The organism is Streptomyces sp. NBC_01546 (assembly GCF_045208355.1).
GTDB lineage: Bacteria > Actinomycetota > Actinomycetes > Streptomycetales > Streptomycetaceae > Streptomyces.
Genome location: NZ_CP109380.1, coordinates 71,946 through 95,101, shown reverse-complemented (window position 1 = coordinate 95,101; position 23,156 = coordinate 71,946). Strand labels below are relative to the sequence as shown.

The following is a 23,156-nucleotide window of genomic DNA, read 5'->3' as shown; positions in this document are numbered from 1 at the left end:
AACTTGGGTAACATCACGTTCGGTTGAGACCTTGAAGCGATCCGTAGTCTTCCTCCGGAGCGTGCCCGATGCCCGTGTCACGTCGCACGAAGGAACTACCGGCAAGTCTGCTCACCGATCCTGAGATGATCGACGCGTGCCGCGTGCGCGACTTCGCGAAGGTCTTTCGCCTGGTCAAGGCTCGCGCAGGCATCTACCCGTCGATGATCGGGCGCCAGTGTGAGCTGACGCCGAGCCGGGTGGGGGAGGTAATCGCGGGCCAACGGCAGCTACTCCACATGGACGTGATCGAGCGGATTGCCGACGGGTTGCGCATCCCGGGCCACATGCTCGGGCTTGCCCGACGGGAGTGGGAAACGCCGGTTGCACTTGCCGTGGCAGAGCGCGAGCCACCAGAGCCCGTGCACCTACCTGCCGGGCCCAGGCCGCTTGCGGCCTTACCCGGGGTGGAGGTGGACAGCATCCTTGCCCTGGCCGCCGGTACCAATCCGAGCCCGTCCACGCTCCAGGCGCTCCGGTCCTCGATCGAGGACTACTGGCGACGCGACGACGAGCACGGAGGGGAGACCCTTCGACCGGCCGTCGTCGGCCAGCTGCGATACGTCGAAGGTCTGCTCAAGGACCGGCGGCCGACGCAGATACAGCATGGCCTGTACGGCGTCGCCGCCGAGCTGGCTCGGCTCACCGGGTGGACGTACTTCGACGCCCGCCAGTACCACCAGGCCCGCGCGTACTTCTCGGAAGCCCTTCAACTGGCCAGGGCGATTGACGACCATCCCTTCATGGCCAACGTGCTGGCGTGCATGAGCCTGCAAGCGACCTACCAGGATAAGCCGGCGGACGCCCTGGGGCTGGTCTCGGCCGCCCAGGACCAAGCTCGCGCCGCCACTGGGACGACACCGAGGGTGCGTTCCATGCTGGCCATGCGGGAAGCCTTCGCCCACGCCGCCTTGGGCGACAAGAGAGCTGCTCACACCGCGATCTCCGAGGCCCACAGCCAGTTCGAGCGCATCCGGCCGGGAGACCCCGACCCGGCATGGGTGGCCTACTTCGATGAGCCGAAGCTCATCGTGGACACCGGTATCGCGCATGGCCGTCTCGGTGAGGCCGCCATCGCTGAACCCTTGATCGCGGATGCCCTGGAGCGGGAAGACCAGTCGAACCAACGGGGCCGGGCCTTCCACGCCTTCTGGCTCGCCCGTACGCAGCTCCAGCGGGGCAAGGTCGACCAGGCGTGTCACACGGCGACGCAGGCACTGGTGCCTGCGTCGGCGGTGACCTCGGAACGGGTGGCCGGGCACCTGCGCGAGTTCTACGAGCAGCTTGCGCCCCATCGCGAGGTGCCGGCCGCAGTTGCCTTTGAGGCCCGTCTACGTGAGGTGCTGCCGGCTCCCGGTCAGCGGACCCCCTCGTCCATCAGGACGTAGAGGAGGCCGACGAGGGAGCCGCTGCTGACGATCTCGCGGCGGTCGATCATGCTGCGGATGTTCGCCAGCGGGATCCACTCGATGCGGTCCGACTCGTTCTTCTCAGTCGGCGGCCCCTCGTACGTCGCACCGTCGGCACGGAACAAGTGGTGCTGGGAGTCCGTGATGCCGTTGGCCGGCTCGGCGTAGACGAGGGGCTTCATCGGCCCCGGGCGCCAGCCCGTCTCTTCGAGGGCTTCGCGCGCGGCAGCCTCGTCCGGGGTTTCGTCTGCCTCGACCAGGCCCATCGGGAGCTCCCAGGCCCAGGCGTCGGTGATGAAGCGGTGGCGCCACATCATCAGGACCTCTTGGCGGTCGTTGACAACGGCGGCCACGGCCAGGTGGCGGAGCTTGACGACGTGGTGTTCCCAGCGGTGGCCGTCCGGCGTCTCGATGTCGGTGAGCCACAGGTTCACCCACTTGTTCTCGTAGATCGGACGTTCACCGTGGATCTTCCACTGCATCGCTGCGGCCCCTCTCGATCGACCACCAGCATCGCAGAACCGTCCTGAGAGAGCCCCCGGTTCGCCCAAATCGCGTCAGGGTGACGAAATGGGGGCGATCCTTGCCCGCGCTCAAGAAAGAGGCCGCCTGAGCCCGCTACCGGCCGCGCCGCTCACCACAGCGGGCGCAGCGGTGGCAGGTCGCCCTTTGTCATGGCTCTGATGAGGGCGGCGAGTTCGGCGCGGGGGACGCGGCGGTTCTGGGCTCCCAGGCGCTCGTCCAGCTCGCTCTCCATCTCGAACATGACCCGTCCGGCGACCGCGAGGTGCTCCAGCGCCCGGTCGGTCAGGACGACGAGTTTGCGCCGCCCGCCCGCCGGGTGGGGTCGCCGCTCCACGTAGCCGCGCGCCGCCAGGTCGTCGACGATCTGGCCGGCCGCCTGCTTGGTGACGCCGAGCTGCTCCGCCAGTTCGCTGCTGGTGGCGCCGTCCCCGTAAAGCGCCTGAAACACAAGTCCGTGCATCGGACGCAGGTCGTCGTACCCGGCCGAGTCCAGCCGGGATACGAATTCGGACAGGACCAGCTGGAAGGACATGCCGAGCAGATAGGTCAGCTCGGCTCTGGCCAGCGGGTCTCCGGCCTGGCCTGCTCCCGCTCCGTTGCTTCCTGTCTCTGCTGTGGACTCCATCCGGCCATGCTGCCACACCCTGGAAAGACGCTTTACTCCCACGTTCCCTCCCTCGCTCCAGCCGGACTCCAGCGGTTCTCGGTTACCTGTGGGAACAGTCTCGGCGCGGTTCCCCTTGCCGTTTGACACCTACGACTAAAGCAGCTTTACTCGTGGAGCAAGCGAAGTAAAGCTTCTTTACACAGGAGGTCGCAATGAACGTGGTCAGCGAGAGCGAGCAGCGGACTACCCGTACCCCTTCGGGTGCGATGTTCGGCCTCGCCGCCCCCAGCCAGGGCAGCACCGAGGTCAGCACCTGGCGCGTGGAGCTCGGCGCGGACTCGGCGACCCCGGTCCACATCATCGACCGCGAGCAGATCTGGATGCCGCTCTCGGGCGCGTTCAAGGTGACCATCGACGGCGAGGACGGGCAGGTCAAGGCCGGCGAGGCCCTGGCGATCCCCGGCGGCGCCGTGCGTCAGCTCACCGCGGTCGGTGACACCCAGGCGCTCGTCGCCATGGTGGTCGGCGGCAAGGCCAGCATGCCGGGCAACGAGGACAAGAAGATTCCGCTTCCCTGGGCCGAGTAGTTCGGTCGGCCCGGCGACCTGAACCGAGGTCCGCGCTGCGTTCGCAGCGCGGACTTCGGCAGCGGCAGCGGCAGCGGCCATCAGAGGAAAAACTCTACGAAGGACGGGCAATGAATCCCGAAGTCAGCAGCGGGCGCCGCCGGGCGATCCTGGCTCTGCTCGCATCCACGGTGCTGGTCGTGGTCATGGACCTCACGATCATCAACGTCGCACTCAATCCCATTCAGCAGAGCCTTGATGCGACCAACGGCGAGCTCCAGTGGGCGCTGGACTCGTACCTGATCACCTTCGCGGCGTTCCTCTTCACCGGTGGCGTCTGCGCCGACCGGTTCGGCCGCAAGAAGACCCTGATCACCGGTCTCGTCCTGTTCGGTGTCAGCTCGGTGCTCGGCGCCTTCGCGACCGACATCGTCCAGCTCATCATCTGGCGCGCCGTCATGGGCGTCGGCGCGGCCGTGGTGCCCACGGTCACCCTCGCCATCCTCATGAACGTCTTCCCGCCGGCCGAGCGTCCCAAGGCCATCGCGGGCTGGGCCGCGGCCGCCGGTGTGGCCATGGCGGTCGGTCCGGTACTCGGCGGCGTGCTGCTCGAGTACTTCTGGTGGGGCTCGATCTTCCTCATCAACGCCCCGCTCATCGTCATCGCCGTCGCCCTGATGATCGCGCTGGTGCCCGAGTCGAAGAACCCGGTCCGCACCGCGTTCGACCCGCTCGGCGTGCTGCTGTCCATCGTCTCCGTCGGCCTGCTGGTCTACGGCATCGTCCTCGCGGGCGAGGACGGCTGGACCAGCACCGGTGCGCTCGGCGCCATCGCGGGCGGTGTGGTCCTGCTGGTCGCGCTGGTCCTCTTCGAGAAGAAGATCGCCGCTCCCTCGCTCGACGTCAGCCTCCTGAAGAACTCGCGCTTCGCGGCCGGCACCGGCGCCATCGCCCTGTGCTTCTTCGCACTCATCAGCTCGATCTTCATCTCGCAGTTCTACTTCCAGGCAGTCCTCGGCTTCTCGCCGCTGGAAGCCGGTCTGCTCGTCCTGCCCATGGGCATCGGCTCCATGGTCGTCTCGGCCCGCTGCCCCAAGCTCGTCATGAAGTTCGGCCCCCGCGCCGTGGTCGCCGCCGGCTCCACGGCCATCGCCCTGTACGCCGTGGGCGCGGCCTTCTTCGACGCCGGTACGCCGACCTGGCTGCTGGTCGTCGCGCAGCTGCTCCTGGGCATCGGCTGGGGCTCCATCATGGCTCCCGCCACCGCCTCGCTGATGTCCGTCGTGCCTCCGGTCAAGGCGGGCGCGGGTCAGGCTGTCTCGCAGACCGCCCGTCAGGTGGCAGGCGCCCTCGGCATCGCGATCATCGGAAGCCTGCTGAGCTCCGGCTACCGCTCCTCGATCGGTGACGCGGTGAACGTCCTTCCGGAGGCCCTGCGTGACGAGGCCGCCGGATCCATCGGCGGCACCGTACGCGCCGTCCAGGCCGCCAAGCTGGGCGACCAGGCCCCGGCCCTGCTGGCCAAGGCCTCCGACGCCTACGTCAGCGGCATGCAGTCCACGCTGTTCGTGGTCGCCGGTGTCGCCCTCGTCTCGGTCCTCGTGGCCCTGCGCTGGCTCCCCAAGACCCCGCCGGCCCCGCCCGGACCCCCGCCGGGCGCGGCCGCCCCGGGTGCCACGGCCCCCGGCGCCACTGCGCCGGGTGCCACGGCACCGGGCGCCCCCGCGGCCCCGCCCGCCCCGGTGAAGGACGAGCCGAGCCTCCGTCCCTGACCCGGCGCGCGCCGCGCCGCCCTCAGTGCCCGCCCACCCTTCGGGGTCGGCGGGCACTGTCCATTCTGCCGATAAACGGAATCCAACTCCCTTTATTGCAGGCCCAGTTCAAAGCATCCCGGACATGGCGGGACAAGCCGTCCCGCCCCCGCGACCGGTCGAAGAACGATCCATCAGCGCTCAAGTGTTTCAGCGTTATGTACAAGCGGAGGGGGTTCTCATGCAGATGGGCAAGGACTCTGGGCACGTCGACGGGTCCCGTATGGACAACGTCGAGGCAGTGTCGCACTGGTTGCGGAGCGAGATCGCCGTACGGTCGGGACGCGCGCCCGACGAGATCCGCGACGACGATCTCTTCACGACCATCGGTATCGACTCGATGCGCGCCGTCGCCCTCATGGGCGACCTCTCGGAGCTGACCGGTACCCGGCTCTCCCCGGCACTCATGTGGTCGCACCCCAGCATCGCGGCGCTCGCCGCCCGCGTCGTCGCGGGCGAGCCCGATGCGCCCGCCGAGCTCCCGGACACCTTCCGGGCCGCTCCCCGCGAGCGCGAGCCGATCGCCATCACGGGCATGGCGTGCCGGCTCCCGCAGGCCGAGAGCCTCGAGGAGTTCTGGGAGCTGCTCAGCTCGGGCACCGACGCGGTGAGCGAGGTGCCGGCCGAGCGCTGGGACGCCGCCGCCTACCTCGACGCCAACCCGGCCGCCGCCGGCAAGATGGTCACCTCCCAGGCCGGCTTCCTGCGCGGCCCGGTGGACACCTTCGACCCGCTCTTCTTCGGCATCTCCCCGCGCGAGGCGCAGGAGATGGACCCGCAGCAGCGGCTCTTCCTGGAGGTCGCCTGGGAGGCCCTGGAGGACGCGGGCCTCTCCGACGGCCGGCTGTCCGGCACCGCGACCGGTGTCTTCGCCGGGGCGATCTGGCACGACTACGCCGACCTCGGCGCGGCCGACCCCGCCGGCGCCTCCCTGCACTCGGCCACCGGCCGGGCCCTGAACATGGTCGCCAACCGGCTCAGTTACGTCCTCGGGCTCACCGGCCCCAGCGTCGTCCTGGACTCGGCGTGCTCCTCGTCCCTGCTCGCGGTCCACCTGGCCTGCCAGAGCATCTGGTCCGGCGAGTCCGAGACCGCCGTCGCGGGCGGGGTGAACCTGCTGCTGAGCCCGGAGACGATGGTCTCGCTCAGCAAGTTCGGCGGCCTCTCCCAGGACGGCCGGTGCAAGGCCTTCGACGCCCGCGGCGACGGCTTCGGCCGCGGCGAGGGCGCCGGGGCCATCGTCCTCAAGCCGCTGTCCAAGGCGCTGGCCGACGGCGACGACATCTGGTGCACGATCCGCGGCACGGCCACCAACAACGACGGCCTGAGCAACGGACTCACCGCCCCCAACCCCCTCGCACAGGAGGCCGTACTGCGCGCCGCCTGCCGCCAGGCCGGCGTCTCCCCCGCCGAGGTCCAGTACGTCGAGACCCACGGCACGGGCACCGCGCTCGGCGACCCGGTCGAGGCCACCGCGCTCGGCGCGGTCTACGGACGCGGCCGCGACGCGGACGCGCCCCTGCGCATCGGGTCGGTCAAGAGCAACATCGGCCACCTGGAGGCGGCCGCCGGCATCGCCGGCGTGGTCAAGACGGCCCTCGCGCTGCGCCACCGCCGCATTCCGCCCAGCATCCACTTCGAGACGCCGAACCCGCACATACCCTTCGACGAGCTCGGCCTGCGGGTCGCCGCGGCCCAGGAGCCGTGGCCCGAGACCGGGCAGGGCCCGGCCCGGGCCGGGGTGAGCGCCTTCGGCTGGGGCGGCACCAACGTGCACGTCGTGCTCGAGGCCGTCACCGCGCCCGCGCCGCTGACCCTGCTCGAGAGACCCGGCCCCGGCACCGAAGCCGACTCCGCCGGCCGCCCGCAGGTGGCCTTCGTATGTTCCCCGTACGGCCAGCAGTGGATCGGGATGGCCCGCACCATGCTCCGTACGGAACCGGTCTTCCGCTCCGTACTGGAGGAGTGCGACCGCGAACTCGCCCGGCACACCGGGTGGTCGCTCCTGGACGAACTGCACGCAGGTGAGGACACCTCCCGCAGCGGCGACGTCGGGGTGATGCAGCCCGTACTCTTCGCCATCCAGGTCGGCATCGCCGCCTGGCTCGAGGCCTCCGGAGTCCGCCCGGACGCCGTCGTCGGCCACAGCCTCGGAGAAATCGCCGCCGCCGTCATCGCCGGCATCCTGGACCTGCCGGACGCGGTCCGCCTCATCCACCACTACAGCGACCAGCAGCGCCGCGTCGCCGGCTCCGGCAGCGGCATGGCCGTCGTCGAACTCTCCGCCGCCGACATCCAGCAGCGCATCGACGACCGCATCGGCGGCGAGGACATCTCGGTCGCCACCCAGAACGGCCCCCGCACCACCGGCCTCGCCGGCCCCCGCGCCGCGCTGGAGGCCCTGGTCGCCGAGCTGAAGGCCCAGGGCGTGCTGTGCAGCATGATCCGCGTCGACCTGCCGGCCCACAGCGCCGGCATCGACCCGATCACCGCCGATCTCGAAGCGGCCATCGGCACGCTCACCCCGCGGCCCGGCCGCATCCCGATGATCTCCTCCGTGACGGGCGAACCGCTCGACTGGCGGGAGGCGGACGCCTCGTACTTCGTCCGCAACCTGCGCCGGCCCGTACTGCTGGCCCCGGCCACCGCCCATCTGCTGACCAGCGGAACCGGCGTCCTGGTGGAGATCAGCGCCAACCCGGTGCTGGCCCCCGCGCTGCGCCAGTCCGCCGAGGAGTACGGAGGCACCGCGTCCGTACTGACCACCATGCGCCGCGAGGGCGACGACGACCGCGCGGGGCTGGTGGACACCCTCACCGCCCTCGCCGGGCTCGGCTTCGAAGTGCGGCTGCCGGACGAACGCCCGCCCGCCGCCCAGCTGTTCACCCTCTCCGCGCGCACCCCGCAGGCCCTGCGCGACCTCTCCCGCTCCGTCGCCGCCGCCCTCGCGGACGCCGCGCCGGACGCGGACCGGCTGCCGGCCCTGGCCCGCGCGGGCCTGGACCGGGCCCACCACCCCTACCGCCTCTCGCTCGTCGCCCGTGACACGGCCGAGCTCGCCGAGGCGCTGGCCGCCCACGCGGACGGCGAGCGCCCGCCGCAGCTGTACGAGGGCGCGAAGCCGGCGGAATCCAGGCCGCGGACCGCGTTCGTCTTCCCCGGCCAGGGCTCCCAGTGGATCGGGATGGGCCGCGAACTGCTCCGCACGGAACCGGCGTTCGCCGCGTCCATCCGTACCACCGACGCCGCCGCCCGGGCCTGGATCGACTGGTCGATCGAGGCCGAGCTGTGCGCCGACGAGGAGAGCTCGCAGCTGACCCGCATCGACGTCGTCCAGCCGATGCTGTTCGCCGTCGAGGTCGCGCTCGCCGCACTGTGGCGCTCGTGGGGCATCGAGCCCGCCGCGGTCATCGGGCACAGCATGGGCGAGGTCGCCGCCGCGCACGTCAGCGACGCGCTGGGCATCGAGGACGCGACCAGGATCATCTGCCGCCGCAGCCTGCTGCTGCGCCGCGCCGCCGGCCAGGGCGCCATGCTCGCCTGCGAGCTGACGATGGCCCAGGCCCGCGAGCTCCTCGCCGGCCAGGAGCACCTGGTGTCGGTCGGCGTGAACAACAGCCCCCGCTCCACCGTGCTCTCCGGAGACCGTGACGCGCTCGCCGCGATCGCCGAGCGGCTGGAGGCCGACCAGGTCTTCTGCCGCTGGGTCAAGGTGGACGTGGCCTCACACAGCCCGCAGATGGACCCGCTGCGCGAGGACCTGCTGTCCGCGCTGGACGGCATCGCCCCGCGGGCCGGAACCGTCCCCGTCTACTCGACCGTGACCGGCTCGGTGGCCTCCGGCACCGAGATGAACATCCACTACTGGGCCGACAACCTGCGCGAGCCGGTGCTCTTCGCCGACCAGGTGGCCCGGCTCGTCGAGGACGGCGTGAGCGTCTTCATCGAGATGAGCCCGCACCCGATCCTGCTGCCCGCCGTGGAGCAGGTGGCCGCGGAGAGCGGTACGGCCGTGGCCGCGCTGCCCTCGCTGCGCCGCCGCGAGGAGGAACGCGACACCCTGCTCGGCTCGCTGGGCCGGCTGCACGTCCTGGGCGCCCCGGCCCGGGTGGACCGCGCGCTGACCCCGGCCCCCGCGGCGAAGCTGCCCCACTACCCGTGGCAGCGGGAGCGGTTCTGGATCGACGCCCCCGGCCCGGGCACCGGCGCCGCGGGCGGCCGGGCCCTGCGCCGCGGCCTGCTCGGCGAGCGCCTCGACTCCCCCGTCACCCCGGGGACGCACTACTGGCAGATGGACTTCGACAGTACGGCCGCCACCGCCTCGGACCACCGCATCGGCGGGGCCGCGGTCCTGCCGGGCGCCGGATTCGCGGAGATGGCCCTCGCGATGTGCGCCCAGGTCCGGCCCGGCGAGGAGCCCGTACTGGAGGAGTTCGCCTTCCGGGAGCCGCTGATCCTGCCCGCGCAGGGCGTGCGCCGGGTGCAGGCCGTACTGGAGGGCTCGGACGGCGAGCGGGCGCAGATCCGCTTCTTCGTCCGCGAGGACGACGGCCCGCTGTGCGTGGCCGAGACCCAGGCGGTCTTCGGCGCCGCGCCGGACCCGGGCGAGCCCTGCGATCCGGCCTCGCTGGCAGGTTCGCTGACCGAGACCCTCGAGGGACCGGCCTACTACCGGGCGCTCGCCGCCTGCGGCCTGGGCTACGGGCCCGCCTTCCAGGGAATCACCAGCCTCTCGCGCGGCGAAGGCGCCGCCCTGGCCCGGATCGCACCCGACCCGGCGGCCCTGCCCGCCGACCCCGGCTACCGGGTGCACCCCTCGCTGCTCGACTCCGCCCTGCAGTCCGCCGTGGCCCCGCTGCTCGGCGCCGCGTGGGGCGAGGGCGTCACCCAGTGCTTCGTCAGCGAGTCCATCGGCCGGCTGACGGTGTACGGAGCGCTCGCCGGCGAGCTGTGGGCGTACGCGCAGTGCGAGCAGGCCGGCGACGACCGGCACTGGCAGGCCCGCGTGCGGATCCTGTCCTCCGACGGCACCCTGCTGGCCGAGGCCGAGGGGCTGCGCGTCGTCAGGCTGGATTCCGTACCCGTCCTGGCCGCGAGCCAGGACGACGCGCAGAGCGGACCGGCGGACGGGGCGATCGCCGCCGGGCTGGCCGAACTGCCCGTGGCGGAGCGGCGGGCCGCCTTCGAGACCGCCGTACGGGAGATCACCGCGCAGGTGGTCAAGCTCCCCGCCCGCCGCATCGACCCCGACACCCCGCTGCGCTCGCTCGGCATCGACTCGCTGATGTCGCTGGAGCTGCGCAACCGCCTGGAGGCGGCCTTCGGCGTGGAGCTGTCGGCCACGCTCATCTGGAACTACCCGACCGTACGCGACATCGCGCCGTTCCTGGCCGGCAAGGCGGGCATCGCGCTCGACGGCGACGAGGCCCTCGAGCAGAGCCCCGAAGCCGAAGCCCCCGTCCTGCCCCCGGCGGCGGACGGTGACGCAGACCCGGAGAGCCTCGAGGCCCTCCTTGAACGTGAACTCGCGGAACTGAGCGAGCGGATGGAGACCTTCTAGTGAGCAGCAGCACCGCCGCCGGGGCCGCCCCGGCCGAAGACCGCTCCGGGGACGCCCTCGTCAAGGCACTGTCCGCCGTCCGCATGCTGCGGGGCCGGCTGGACGCACTGGAGCAGAAGCGCCACGAGCCCATCGCCATCGTCGGCATGGGCTGTCGGCTGCCGGGAGGGGTCCGCTCCCCCGGCGACTTCTGGCAGATGATCAGTTCCGGCACCGACGCGATCACCGGTGTGCCCGGCGACCGCTGGGACGCCGACGCCTACTACGACCCCGACCCGAACGCCGCGGGCCGCACCACCATGCGCTTCGGCGGGTTCATCGACGGGGTGGACCGGTTCGACCCGTACTTCTTCGGCATATCCCCGCGCGAGGCCGCCCGCATGGACCCCCAGCAGCGGCACTTCCTGGAGGTGGCCTGGGAGGCGCTGGAGGACGCGGGCCTGCCCCGGGAGAAGCTCCAGGGCAGCGCGACGGGCGTGTTCGTCGGCGCCAACGCCACCGACTACCTCCAGATGCAGCTGGAGGACCCGGCCGGCCTCGACACGTACACCGTCGTCGGCGGCACCAACTGCATCATCTCCAACCGGCTCTCGTACCAGCTCGACCTGCGCGGACCGAGCATGACCGTCGACACGGCCTGCTCGTCCTCGCTGGTGGCCGTGCACCTGGCCTGCCAGTCCCTGCGCACCCAGGAGTGCTCCACCGCGGTCGCCGCCGGGATGAACCTGATCCTGTCGCCGACGATGACGGTCGCCCACTCCAAGGGCCTGCCGCTCGCCCCCGACGGCCGCTGCAAGACCTTCGACGCGAAGGCCGACGGCTACACCCGCGGCGAGGGCGTCGGCGTGCTCGTCCTGAAGCGGCTCTCGGACGCCGTCGCGGACGGCGACCGGATCTGGGCCGTCATCCGCGGCTCCGCCGTCAACCAGGACGGCCTGACCAACGGCCTGACCGCGCCCAGCGGCCTGTCCCAGCGCGATGTCATCAAGGCGGCGCTGCGCTCCGCCCGGCTGGAGCCCTCGCAGGTCACCCTGCTGGAGGCGCACGGCACCGGCACCAGCCTCGGCGACCCGATCGAGGTCGAGGCACTGCACGAGGTGTACGGGACCGCGGACGCAGGCGGCGGGAGCTGCACGCTCGGGTCGGTGAAGACCAACATCGGCCACCTGGAGGCGGGCGCCGGCCTGGCCGGCCTGATCAAGGTGGCGCTGAGCATCCACCACCGGGCCATCGCGCCCAACCTCCACCTGGAGGAGGTCAACCCGCACATCTCGCTCAAGGGCGGACGGTTGCGCATCCCGACCGAGGCGGCGGGCTGGGACGAGCCCGCCGAGCGCCGCCACGGCGCCGTCAGCTCCTTCGGCGCGGGCGGCACCAACGCCCATGTCGTCCTCGGCCCGGCCCCGCAGGACGAAGGCGTCCAGGAGGCTGTGGCCCCCGGCGTGCCGCAGGCCGCGCAGGGCCCCTGGCTGCTGCCGGTCTACGCGGGCACCGCCGACGCGCTGGTCCCGATGGCCCGTGCCTGGCGCGACCACCTCCAGGACCCGCAGACGCGGCAGGAGCCGTTCTCCGCGCTGGTGCACGGCGCCGCCACCCGGCGCACCCGGCACGCACACCGGCTCGCGGTCGCCGCGAGCACGCACGCCGAGGCCGCCGAGCGGCTGGACATGTGGCTGGCGGACAAGTCCCCGGCTTCCGTGATCACCGGCCGCACGGGCGGCGACATCGCCGACAAGGTCGTCTTCGTCTTCCCCGGCCAGGGCGCCCAGCGGGCCGGGATGGGCCGCGAACTGATGCGCGTCTGCCCGGTGTTCAAGGCCGCCGTGACCGAGTGCGACGAGGCCTTCAAGCGCTGGACCGACGGCGGGTTCTCCGTCATCGACACGATCATGGGTCTGGAGGACGGGGCACCGCTGGAGCGGATCGACGTCATCCAGCCGGCCCTGTTCGCCATCGCGGTCGGACTCGCCGCCCGGGCCCGGGCCTTCGGCGTCGAGCCCGACGCGGTGGTCGGCCACAGCATGGGCGAAGTCGCCGCCGCGTACGTGGCGGGCGTGCTGAGCCTGGACGACGCGGCCCGCGTCATCTGCCGCCGCAGCTTCCTGCTGCGCCGCATCAGCGGGCAGGGCGCGATGCTGGTGGTGGGCCTGCCGTTCGACCAGGCCGCCGAGTTCATCGCGGACCACAGCGACCGGGTCTCGGTCGCGGTCAGCAACAGCCCCACCTCCACGGTGCTCTCCGGTGACCCGGAGGTGCTGGCCAAGCTCGCCAAGGCCCTCGAGGCCCGCAACGTCTTCTCCCGCCACGTCAAGGTGGACGTGGCCTCGCACAGCCCCCAGGTCGACGCCCTGCGCGAGGACCTGCTGGCCGAGCTGGAGGGCATCGAGCCCCGCGCGGGCAAGGTGCCGGTCCTGTCGACCGTCACCGGCGAACTGTGCGACGGCTCCGGTTTCGACGCCGAGTACTGGGCGGGCAACCTGCGCGAGCCGGTGCTCTTCTGGGACGCGGTGGGCCGGCTGATCGACAGCGACCACGGGGTGTTCGTCGAAATGAGCCCCCACCCGACGCTGCTGTCCGCCGTCGAGCAGGCCTTCGAGCACACCGGCCGCGAGGGGCTGGCCCTGCCGTCCATGCGGCGCGACGAGCCGGAGGCGCACGGCCTGCTGGAGATCCTGGCCGCCCTGCACACGCACGGCCTGCCCGCCCGCCTGACCGAGCTGCTGCCGGCGGCGCCCGCGCGTCCCGTACCGCTGCCCGCGTACGCCTGGCAGCACGAGAGCTTCTGGTTCCGCGCGTCGGGCGCCGCCGGCCCGGTGCCGGCCGTCGCCCTCGCCGGTGGCGCGATGCCCGAGCCGGACACCGCGGAGGGCCGCGAGCGGCTGCCCAGGCTGGTGGCGGCCGTGGCCGCCGCCGAGCCCGGCGACGCCCGCGCCGAGCTGGTCCGCGGCGAGGTCGCCGCGGCGGTGGCCGGAACCCTGGAACTGAGCCCCGACCGGGTCGACCGGACGGCCGGCTTCTTCCAGATGGGCATGGACTCCACGCTCGCCCGCGATGCCCGCATCCGGCTGGAGACCCTGCTCGGCCGCCGCCTCCCGGCGACCGTGATGTTCGAACACCCGTCGGTGGAGGCGCTGTCCGCGCATCTGCTGGCGCTGGCGGAGCGGGCGGCGGCCGACGCCGGCCCGCAGTCTTCCGCGGACCCGTCCGCGGCCCCGTCCGCCGCACCCATCCCCACCGCCATCCCCACCCCCGCACTGCAGGTGCCTTCGGACCTTTTCGGGTCCGGGGACGACACATCCCTCGACGACCTTTCCGAAGCCGAACTCCTCGCCGTGCTGGCCGCGGAGTCCGGTTCCCCGACGCACGCAGCCGGAGGAGCCCGATGACCGACAAGGACCACGAGCGGCAGAACGTACTCGCGCAGAGCGTGCGCGAGATCCGCCGCCTGCGCGGGGAGCTCGACGCCGCCGAGCGCGCCCGCACCGAACCGATCGCCATCGTCGGCCTGGCCTGCCGGATGCCCGGAGGCGCCGAGACGCCCGAGGAGTTCTGGGAGTTCCTGAGCTCGGGCCGCGACGGCATCCGCCAGGTGCCCGAGGACCGCTGGGACACCGCACGGCACGGCAGCCGCCTCGGCGGCTTCCTCGACCGGGTCGACGGGTTCGACGCCCCGTTCTTCGGGATCTCGCCGCGCGAGGCCGCCACCCTGGACCCCCAGCAGCGCCTGCTGCTGGAGGTGGGCTGGGAGGCCCTGGAGCACGCGGGCATCTCGCCGGCCGGCCTGACCGGCACGGACACCGGGGTGTACTTCGGCGTCACCACGTACGACTACGTACAAAGACAGATGCAGCAGATCGACCCGGCCGAGCTGGAGGCGTACAGCCTCACCAGCAACGCCTCCACCTTCGCGGCCGGCCGGTTCTCGTACTGGCTGGGCCTGCAGGGCCCCAGCCTCTCCGTCGACACCGCGTGTTCGTCCTCGCTGGTCGGCGTGCACCTGGCGTGTCAGAGCCTGCGCTCCGGCGAGACCGGCATGGCGCTGGCGGGCGGCGTCAACGTCCTGCTGTCGCCCGAGTGGTTCACCATCGCCGACAAGGCGAACATGCTGGCGCCGGACGGCCACTGCAAGACCTTCGACTCCCGCGCCGACGGCTACGTACGCAGCGAGGGCTGCGGAGTCGTCGTCCTCAAGCGGCTCTCCGACGCGCAGGCGGCCGGTGACCGCGTCCTCGGCGTCATCCGCGGCTCCGCCGTCAACCAGGACGGCCGCAGCGGCGGCATCACCGTCCCGAACGCCGCCGCCCAGCAGGACGTGATCCGTGCCGCGCTGGCCTCGGCCCGCGTGGAGCCGGCGGAGATCGGCTACGTGGAGGCGCACGGCACCGGCACCCCGCTGGGCGACCCGCTGGAACTGCGCGCCCTGGACGCCGTACTGGGCGGCCGCGCGCCGGGCGAGGAGCTGGTCGTCGGCTCGGTCAAGAGCACCATCGGGCACCTGGAGCCCGCCGCCGGCATCGCCGGGCTGATCAAGGTCGTGCTCTCGCTGCAGAACGAGGAGATCCCGGCGCAGCTGCACCTGGAGGAGGTGAACCCGGAGATCGGCATCGAGGACCTCTCGGTCACCTTCCCGCGCACCGCCGTCGCCTGGCCCCGCGGCGACAGGCCCCGTCTCGCGGGCATCAGTTCCTTCGGCGCGAGCGGCACCAACGCCCACCTCGTCATCGAGGAGGCGCCGGCCCCCGTGCCCGCCGCCGAGCCCGCCGCCGACGGAGCCGACGGAGCCGACGGCGCCGACGGAGCCGACGGCGAGCGCACCGCGCAGCTGCTGGCGCTGTCCGCCAAGAGCCCGGCCGCGCTCGCCGAGGTGGCCGCCCGCCACGCCGCCTACCTGGGCGGGCCGGACGCGGCCCCGCTCGCCGACGTCTGCCACACCGCCGCCACCGGCCGCGCCCCCCTCTCCCACCGGCTGACGGTGGTCGCCGGCTCCGCCGGGGAGATGCGGGAGAAGCTGGCCGCGTACGCGCCCGGCGCGCTCCTGCCGGCCGGCGTCCGCACGGGCCACGTGCCCGGCGGCGCGCAGCCGAAGGTGGCCTTCCTCTTCACCGGCCAGGGCTCGCAGTACGCGGGCATGGGCGCGGGCCTCTACGCGAGCGAGCCGGTCTTCCGGGACGCCATCGACCGCTGCGACGCCATCGTCTCGGAGCTGACGGACCGCTCGCTGCGCTCCGTGCTGCACCCGGCGCCCGCCGACGCCGCGCTGGTGGACGAGACCCGCTGGACCCAGCCGGCCCTGTTCGCCGTCGAGTACGCGCTCGCGGAGCTGTGGCGCTCCTGGGGCGTCACACCGGGCGCCGTACTCGGCCACAGCATCGGCGAGATCGTCGCGGCCTGCGTGGCGGGCGTCCTGTCCCTCGAGGACGCGCTGACCCTCGCGGTGCGCCGCGGCAGCATGATGCAGGAACTGTCGGTGGAGGGCGCCATGGCGGCGGTCTTCACCACCGAGGAGCAGCTCGCCGCGGCGCTGGCGCCGTACGAGGGCGAGCTGTCGCTGGCCGCGGTCAACGGCCCCGAGTCCCTGGTCGTGTCCGGCGGCGCCAAGGCGCTGGACCAGCTGCTGGACGAGCTGGCCGCGGCGGGCGTCAAGTCCAAGCGGCTCACGGTCACCCGCGGCTTCCACTCGCCGCTGATGGACCCGGTGCTGGCCGAGTTCGAGGCCGCGGCGGCCGCCCTGACGTACGCGGCCCCCCGCATCCCGGTCGTCTCCAACGTCACCGGCGAGCCGCTGACCGGCCCGCAGGCCTTCTCCGCGGGCTATCTGCGCGAGCACATCCGCCGCCCCGTGGACTTCCTGCGGGGCATGACCGCCCTGCACGGGCTGGGCTTCCGCGTCTTCGTGGAGACCGGCCCGCAGCCCGCGCTCTCCGGCATGGCCAAGCGGTTCGTGCCCGGCGCGGTGGACGGCGAACAGGCCCCGGTCTTCCTGCCGTCGCTGCGCAAGGGCCACGAAGACGACCGGGTGGCGCTGGACAGCCTGGGCGCCCTGTACGCGCTGGGCGCGCCGGTGGACTGGGCCGCGTACGACGCGGGCCGGGGCCGGCGGCGCGCCGCGCTGCCGACGTACCCCTTCCAGCGCACCCGTCACTGGTTCACGCCGAGTGCCCGCCCGGTGTCGGCCGCGCCCGCCACGGGCGAGGCCGGCTCCGCGCGTCTGCTGGGTGAGCTGGTGCCCTCCCCGCTGGAGTCCACGCAGTATTCGGCGGTGCTCGACACCACCGGCCACCCCTGTCTGGGCGACTGTGTGATGGACGGGCTGCCCGTCGTCAACATCGGCGTCTACCTGGAGTCGGCCCTGGAGGCCGCCCGGGCCGACGGCGGCGGCGCGGGCGCGCTGATCGAGGAGTGCCTGGTCCTGCAGAGCATGATCCTCGAAGAGGACCAGCGGGCCCGGGTGCAGCTCGTGCTGGACCCGGCGCCCGGCGGCCGCACCGCGTACCGCTTCTACTCCGCCCGGCGGGACGGCGCCGGCTGGCTGCTGCACTCGCAGGGCAAGCTGGCCGAACTCCCCGCGGGCGCACCGGCCGCGACCGACCTGGACGCGCTGCGCGCCCCGCTCGCCGAGGAGACCACCGGCGAGGAGTTCTACCGCCGGATGTGGCGCCGCAAGCTGTACCTCGGCCCCACCGCCCAGTGGATCGAGCACGTGTGGAGCGGTGAGGGCGAGGCCGTCGCGAGGATGCGCGCCCCGCGCCCGGGCGAGGCCGACGGCTACCGGCTGCACCCCGGCCAGACCGACGCGCTGTTCCAGTCCCTGTTCGCCTGCCTGCCCGAGGGCACCCCGGCGGACGCCACCTTCATGCTGGTGGGCATCGACCGGTTCGCCTTCCACGGGTTCTCCGGCGCGCAGGGCGAGACGTACTGCCGGGTGCGGCTGCTGCCGTCGCCCGACCCGCAGGGGATGCTCCTCGCCGAGGCCGCGCTGTACGACGCCCAGGGCCGCACGGTGGTCGAGGCCACCGGGGTGTGCCTGCGCCGCGCAGAGAAGGACCAGCTGCTGCGCACCGACGGCGCGGCCGCCCCGGCTGCCCGGGCGCTGCCCGCCGCGGCCCCGCTCGCCCCGGCCGCCGCCCCGCAGTCGCTGGACGCCGCGGGCGTACGGGAGCTGCTGACGGCGACGGTCGCCCGCGCACTGGGCACCTCCCCGGACGCGGTCGACCGCGACGAGCCCCTGCAGAACCTCGGCCTGGACTCGCTGATGGCCCTGGAGGTCAAGGAGGCCCTGTCCGTCGCGCTCGGGGTCTCCCTGCCGCTGGTGGCCTTCCTGGAGGGCCGCAGCGTCAGCACGCTCGGCGACCAGATCCTGGAGACCCTCGGCACCCCCGAGGAGTCCCCGGCCGGTGCGGGCACCCAGGACGCCGCGACGCAGCCCACCGCGGGCGGCGGGCGGCTGCCGGAGCTGATCCGCGACGATGCGGCCCGCTACGAGCCGTTCCCGCTGACCGACCTCCAGCAGGCCTATCTGGTGGGCCGCTCCAGCGCCTTCGAACTGGGCAACGTCTCCACGTACTTCTTCATCGAGGTCGACCTCGACGGGGTGGACGTGGACCGGCTGCAGGACTCCCTGCGCCTGGTGATCGACCGCCACGACATGCTGCGCGCCGTGATGACCGAGGACGGCTACCAGAAGGTGCTGCCCGAGGTCGCCCCGTACGAGATCCGCACGACCGATCTGCGCGGCTGCGGCGAACAGGAGCGCGGCGCGCGCCTGGCCGAACTCCACGACGAGGTCGCCGGACAGGTCTTCGACACCGCGGTGTGGCCGCTGTTCGACATCCGCGCCACCCGCGTCACCGAGGGCCGCACCCGCCTGCACATCGGACTCGACGCGCTGATCATCGACGCGTGGAGCACCTCGATGATGTTCCGCGAGTGGGCCGCCGCCTACCGCGGCGAGGCCGGCGAGCTGCCCGAGGTCCCGCTCACCTACCGGGACTACGTGGTGACGGCCAAGGCCGTCGAGGAGACTGACCTGCACGCGACCTCGCTCGCCTACTGGCGCGAGCGGCTCGACACCCTGCCGCCGGCTCCCGAACTGCCGCTGGCCACCGACCCGGGCTCGCTCGAGGCTCCGGCGTTCACCCACCGCTCCAGCCGGATCGAGGCCGAGGACTGGTCCCGGTTCAAGGCGTACGCCTCGGCGGCCGGTGTCACCCCGTCGGCCGCGCTGTGCACGGCGTACTCCCAGGTGCTGGCCTCCTGGAGCAAGTCCAGCCGCTTCACGCTGAACGTGCTCTTCTTCAACCGGCTGCCGCTGCACGAGCAGGTCGGCAGCGTGCTCGGCAACTTCAGCGCCACCACCCTGCTGGAGATCGACTCCACCGCCTCGGTCGCCTTCGGCGAGCGGGCCGGGCGCATCCAGCGCCAGCTGTGGAACGACCTGGAGCACAGCCACGTCAGCGGTGTCGCGGTGCTGCGCGAGCTCAACCGGGCCCGCGGCGGCAACGCCCGCGCCAACATGCCGGTCGTCTTCGCCAGCACCGTCAACTTCGCGGCCAAGGAGGACTCCGCGGCCTCCATGGGCCTGGCCCAGCACCTCACCTCCATCGGCGAGGGCGGCGAGGAGGTCTCCAGCTCGATCCGCACCCCGCAGGTGTGGCTCGACCACCAGGTGGTCGAGGACGCCGGCGCGCTGATCGTGAACTGGGACGTCATCGAGGAGCTCTTCCCCGCCGGGATGATCGACGCGATGTTCGGCGCGTACCTCGACGTGCTGCGCGGCCTGTGCGTCGAGGAGGACGCCTGGCGCCGCCCGGCGCCCGCCCTGGCCCCGACCGCCGAGCTCGAGGTGCGCCGGTCGGCCAACGCGACGGCCGGACCGCTGCCCGCGGGGCTGCTGCACGAGCCGTTCGCCGCGCAGGCCGCCGACCACCCCGAACGGGTCGCGGTGATCGCCCCCGGCCGCGAGCTCACCTACGGCGAACTGGACGAGCACACCGACCGGCTGGGCCGCTGGCTCCTGGAGCAGGGCGCCGGCCCCGGCACCTTCGTCGGCATCGTGATGGAGAAGGGCTGGGAGCAGGTCGCCGCCACCATCGGTGTGCTGAAGGCGGGCGCCGCGTACGTGCCCATCGACGCCGGGGTGCCCACCGAGCGGCTGCGGCTGCTGTGCGAGAAGTCGGACATCCGCCTCGTCCTGACGCAGAGCCGCGTCGAGGCCGACACCCGGTGGCCGGACGGCACCGTCCGGCTCAACGTGGACGGCCCCGAGGCGCTCGCCGTGCCCGCCGGCGCCGTGCCCGCCTCGGCCGCGCGCCCCGACGACCTCGCGTACGTCATCTTCACCTCCGGCTCCACGGGCCAGCCCAAGGGCGTGATGATCGAGCACACGGGCGCCCTGAACACCTGTCTCGACATCAACGAGCGGTTCGGCATCACGCACGAGGACCGGGTCCTGGCCCTGTCCGCGCTCAACTTCGACCTGTCGGTGTACGACGTGTTCGGCATCCTGGCCGCAGGCGGCGCGATCGTCCTGCCGGCCCCGGACGCCCACCGCGAGCCCGGCCGCTGGGCCGAGCTGGTCACCGCGCACGCGGTCACCGTGTGGAACAGCGTGCCGACGCTGATGGAGATGTTCACCGAGCACGCGCTGGGCGCCCAGATGGCCGGGACCCTGCCGCTGCGCACGGTGATGATGAGCGGCGACTGGATCCCGCTGACCCTCCCGGAGCGCATCGCCACGCTGGCGCCCGAGGCTGCCGTGTGGAGCCTGGGCGGGGCGACCGAGGCGTCGATCTGGTCGATCGCGCACCACGTGACCGGTGACGCCGACCCGTCGCTGACCTCGGTCCCGTACGGCAAGCCGCTGCTCAACCAGCAGTTCCACGTGTTCAACGAGGCCATGCAGCCCAGCCCGGTGTGGGTGCCCGGCCAGCTCTACATCTCCGGCGTGGGCCTGGCCCGCGGCTACCTCGGCGACGAGGCCAAGACCCGGGCGGCGTTCCTGCGCCACCCGGCCACCGGCGAGCGGCTGTACCGCACGGGCGACCTGGGCCGGTACCTGCCGGACGGGAACATCGAGTTCCTGGGCCGGGAGGACTTCCAGGTCAAGATCCAGGGGTACCGGATCGAGCTCGGCGAGATCGAGGCCGCACTGCTGGCCTGCGACGGGGTGCGCGCCGCGGTCGCCTCGGCGGTCGGCGAACGCCAGGGCGCCAAGCGCCTGGTGGCCTACGTCGTCCTCGACGAGGACCGCAGCTGCGAGGTGACGCCCGAGCTGCTCGCGAAGACGATCGGCGCGGCCCTGCCCTCGTACATGGTCCCGCAGTACATCCTGATCCTCGACGAGCTGCCGCTGACCGCCAACGGCAAGGTCGACCGCTCCTCGCTGCCGGTGCCCGGCGCCGAGGCCGCCGACGGCGACGCCGCACAGGCCCCCCGGGATCTGACGGAGGGCGAACTCGCCTCGATCTGGGTCGAGTTCTTCCCCGACGCCGGCTTCGGGGTGCACACCGACTTCTTCGCCCTGGGCGGGAACTCGCTGCTCGCGGTCCGGCTGATGGCCGAGATCCGGGCCCGGCTCGGCTGTTCGCTGCCGCTGTCCACCCTGTTCGCCCGGCCCACGATCGCCCTGCTCGCCGCGGCGATCCGGGAGGCCGGCGGGTCGGTGCGCCGCACCGCGCTGGTGCCCATCCGCACCGGGGGCACTCAGACCCCGCTGTTCTTCGTCCACCCGGTCGGCGGAGACGTGCTCTGCTACGGCGAACTGGCCGGCCTGCTCGGTGAGGACCAGCCGTTCTACGCCCTCCAGGTGCCGGACGACGAGGTCCTCGAGACCGTGCCCGAGCTGGCCGCGCACTACGCCGCCGCCCTCACCGCCGCGGTTCCGCAGGGACCGTACCGGCTCGGCGGCTGGTCCATGGGCGGGGTCATCGCCCTGGAGATGGCCCAGCAGCTGACCGCCGCCGGGCACCAGGTCGAACACCTCGCGGTGATCGACCTGCTCGAGCCCCCGGGCCCGGCGCCGGAGCGGGCGGAGATCGACGACGCCGTGCTGCTCTCGTGGTTCGGCCGGGACCTGGCGGGCCTGGCCGGGACCTCGTGGGAGCCGGACCCGGAGCTGTTCCGCGCGGCGGACTGCCCCGAGGCGGCCTTCGAGATCCTGTACACCAAGGCGGCGGAACTCGATGTTCTCCCCGCGGGCGTCGGTCTCGAGATGTTCAGCGAGATCCACACCCGCTTCGCCCGCAACTTCCGGGCCCTGCTGTCCTACGCGCCGCAGCCGTACGCGGGAGCGACCGCGTTCCTGCGCGCCGAGGACGGTTCCACCGACGAGGCGGTCGCCGCCTGGTCGCAGCTGTTCCCCTCCGGTTTCCACTATGTCGCGCTGCCGGGCGATCACTACACGGTCATGCAGTCTCCGCGCCTGCGGCTGCTGGCCGACCAGCTGTCCCTCTGGCTCGCCGGATCGGCGGCCCGACCCCTCGAAGGAATACAGTCATGACGCTGAAGTTCGGTGCTTTCATTCCTCCCTTCCACTCCCTGGGCGAGGACCCCACCACCGCCTTCTGGCGGGACCTGGACCTGATCCACTGGCTGGACGAGCTCGGCCTCGACGAGGCCTGGGTGGGCGAGCACCACTCGGGCGGCTGGTCCACGGTCAGCTCCCCCGAGGTCTTCCTCGCCGCCGCGGCCGAGCGCACCCGCCGCATCAAGCTCGGCACCGGCGTGGTGAGCCTGCCGTACCACCACCCGCTGACCGCGGCCAACCGCATCGTGCAGCTGGACCACCAGAGCGGCGGGCGTGCCATGTTCGGCATGGGCGCCGGGGTCTCGCCCGCCGACGCCCACATGATGGGCATCTCGGCCGGTGACCAGCGCCGCATGATGGCCGAGTCGCTGGAGGCGCTGGTCCGCCTGTTCAAGGGCGACGAGCCGGTCACCATGAAGACCGACTGGTTCGAGCTGCGCGACGCCATGCTGCACCTGCGCCCGTACACCAAGCCGCGGTTCGACATGGCCGTCGCCAGCGCCGGCACCGAGCGCGGCATGCGCCTCGCGGGCCAGTACGGCCTGGAGGCGCTGACCTTCGCGGGCCGCCCGGGCATGTCGGAGCCGCCGCTGGCCCAGCTGTGGGCCGCCGGCGAGGAGGAGGCCGCCAAGCACGGCCAGACCGTGGACCGCTCCAAGTGGCGCGTGGCGATCTGCGTGCACATCGCGGAGACCCGCGAGGAGGCCCTCGACCAGGTCCGCGCCGGAATGAGCCACTGGTTCCGCGAGTACGTGCGCGACACCGTCGGCGCCTCCGCGAAGCTGCCCGAGGGCCGCGAGGCCGAGGTGGCCGTCGAGACCCACACCGCGATCATCGGCTCCGTCGAGGACGCCATCGAGGGCATCGAGCGCATGCAGCGCGAGAGCGGCGGCTTCGGCACCCTGCTGGTCAACACCCAGGACTGGGCCACCCGCGAGCAGACCAAGCGCAGCTACGAGCTGCTCGCCCGCTACGTGGCACCGCACTTCACCGGCGCCCTCGACAGCCGTCGCGCGTCCCAGAAGTGGGTCTCGGAGAACAAGAACGGCTTTGCCGCACAGGCCCGGGAGGCCGCGGCCCAGGCCACGGCCCAGGCCACGGCCCCCCGCTGACCC

At 72.7% G+C, this 23,156-nt stretch carries 9 protein-coding genes; 7 read left to right on the top strand and 2 right to left on the bottom strand.

What is annotated here, in order from left to right; genetic code table 11:
• The first annotated feature begins 68 nt into the window (after positions 1-68).
• Complete coding sequence (locus tag OHA89_RS39460; RefSeq protein ID WP_331761704.1) at positions 69-1,427, top strand: hypothetical protein; 1,359 nt, start codon at positions 69-71, stop codon at positions 1,425-1,427.
• Here the strand turns inward: OHA89_RS39460 and OHA89_RS39455 are convergent.
• Both OHA89_RS39455 and OHA89_RS39450 read right to left on the bottom strand, forming a co-directional pair.
• Complete coding sequence (locus tag OHA89_RS39455) at positions 1,397-1,930, bottom strand: NUDIX domain-containing protein (RefSeq protein ID WP_266616004.1); 534 nt, start codon at positions 1,928-1,930, stop codon at positions 1,397-1,399. The two genes, OHA89_RS39460 and OHA89_RS39455, sit on opposite strands and share 31 nt — an antisense overlap.
• Positions 1,931-2,082: 152 nt before the next feature.
• Positions 2,083-2,505, bottom strand: a complete 423-nt coding sequence (locus OHA89_RS39450; protein WP_257559880.1) for a MarR family winged helix-turn-helix transcriptional regulator — start codon at positions 2,503-2,505, stop codon at positions 2,083-2,085.
• Positions 2,506-2,792: 287 nt separating this feature from the next.
• Here OHA89_RS39450 and OHA89_RS39445 point away from each other — a divergent pair, with 287 nt between their 5' ends.
• The 6 genes from OHA89_RS39445 (at position 2,793) to OHA89_RS39420 (ending at position 23,153) form a co-directional block, all read left to right on the top strand.
• Positions 2,793-3,167, top strand: coding sequence for a cupin domain-containing protein (locus tag OHA89_RS39445; protein ID WP_215143713.1), 375 nt, complete (start codon positions 2,793-2,795; stop codon positions 3,165-3,167).
• Between the two features lie 110 nt (positions 3,168-3,277).
• Complete coding sequence (locus OHA89_RS39440; RefSeq protein WP_266616001.1) at positions 3,278-4,918, top strand: MFS transporter; 1,641 nt, start codon at positions 3,278-3,280, stop codon at positions 4,916-4,918.
• 220 nt (positions 4,919-5,138) lie between these two features.
• A complete protein-coding gene (locus tag OHA89_RS39435; RefSeq protein WP_406368849.1) occupies positions 5,139-10,517 on the top strand; it encodes an acyltransferase domain-containing protein in 5,379 nt (1,792 codons plus the stop codon).
• Positions 10,517-13,903 carry a beta-ketoacyl synthase N-terminal-like domain-containing protein gene (locus OHA89_RS39430; RefSeq protein WP_331761700.1) on the top strand — a complete coding sequence of 1,129 codons (3,387 nt, stop codon included), beginning with the start codon at positions 10,517-10,519 and terminating at the stop codon, positions 13,901-13,903. The genes OHA89_RS39435 and OHA89_RS39430 overlap by 1 nt, the downstream gene beginning before the upstream one ends.
• Positions 13,900-22,014 (top strand): non-ribosomal peptide synthetase/type I polyketide synthase, encoded by an 8,115-nt coding sequence (locus OHA89_RS39425; protein ID WP_331761698.1) that lies wholly within the window; start codon positions 13,900-13,902, stop codon positions 22,012-22,014. Before OHA89_RS39430 ends, OHA89_RS39425 begins: the two co-directional genes overlap by 4 nt.
• A complete protein-coding gene (locus tag OHA89_RS39420) occupies positions 22,011-23,153 on the top strand; it encodes an LLM class flavin-dependent oxidoreductase (protein ID WP_331761697.1) in 1,143 nt (380 codons plus the stop codon). The genes OHA89_RS39425 and OHA89_RS39420 overlap by 4 nt, the downstream gene beginning before the upstream one ends.
• Positions 23,154-23,156 lie beyond the last annotated feature (3 nt).

Bases quoted from the DNA above. Each gene is read 5' to 3' on its own strand.
- OHA89_RS39460 (WP_331761704.1), top strand. From the start codon at position 69: ATGCCCGTGTCACGTCGCACGAAGGAACTACCGGCAAGTCTGCTCACC.
- OHA89_RS39455 (WP_266616004.1), bottom strand. From the start codon at position 1,930: ATGCAGTGGAAGATCCACGGTGAACGTCCGATCTACGAGAACAAGTGG.
- OHA89_RS39450 (WP_257559880.1), bottom strand. From the start codon at position 2,505: ATGTCCTTCCAGCTGGTCCTGTCCGAATTCGTATCCCGGCTGGACTCG.
- OHA89_RS39445 (WP_215143713.1), top strand. From the start codon at position 2,793: ATGAACGTGGTCAGCGAGAGCGAGCAGCGGACTACCCGTACCCCTTCG.
- OHA89_RS39440 (WP_266616001.1), top strand. From the start codon at position 3,278: ATGAATCCCGAAGTCAGCAGCGGGCGCCGCCGGGCGATCCTGGCTCTG.
- OHA89_RS39435 (WP_406368849.1), top strand. From the start codon at position 5,139: ATGCAGATGGGCAAGGACTCTGGGCACGTCGACGGGTCCCGTATGGAC.
- OHA89_RS39425 (WP_331761698.1), top strand. From the start codon at position 13,900: ATGACCGACAAGGACCACGAGCGGCAGAACGTACTCGCGCAGAGCGTG.
- OHA89_RS39420 (WP_331761697.1), top strand. From the start codon at position 22,011: ATGACGCTGAAGTTCGGTGCTTTCATTCCTCCCTTCCACTCCCTGGGC.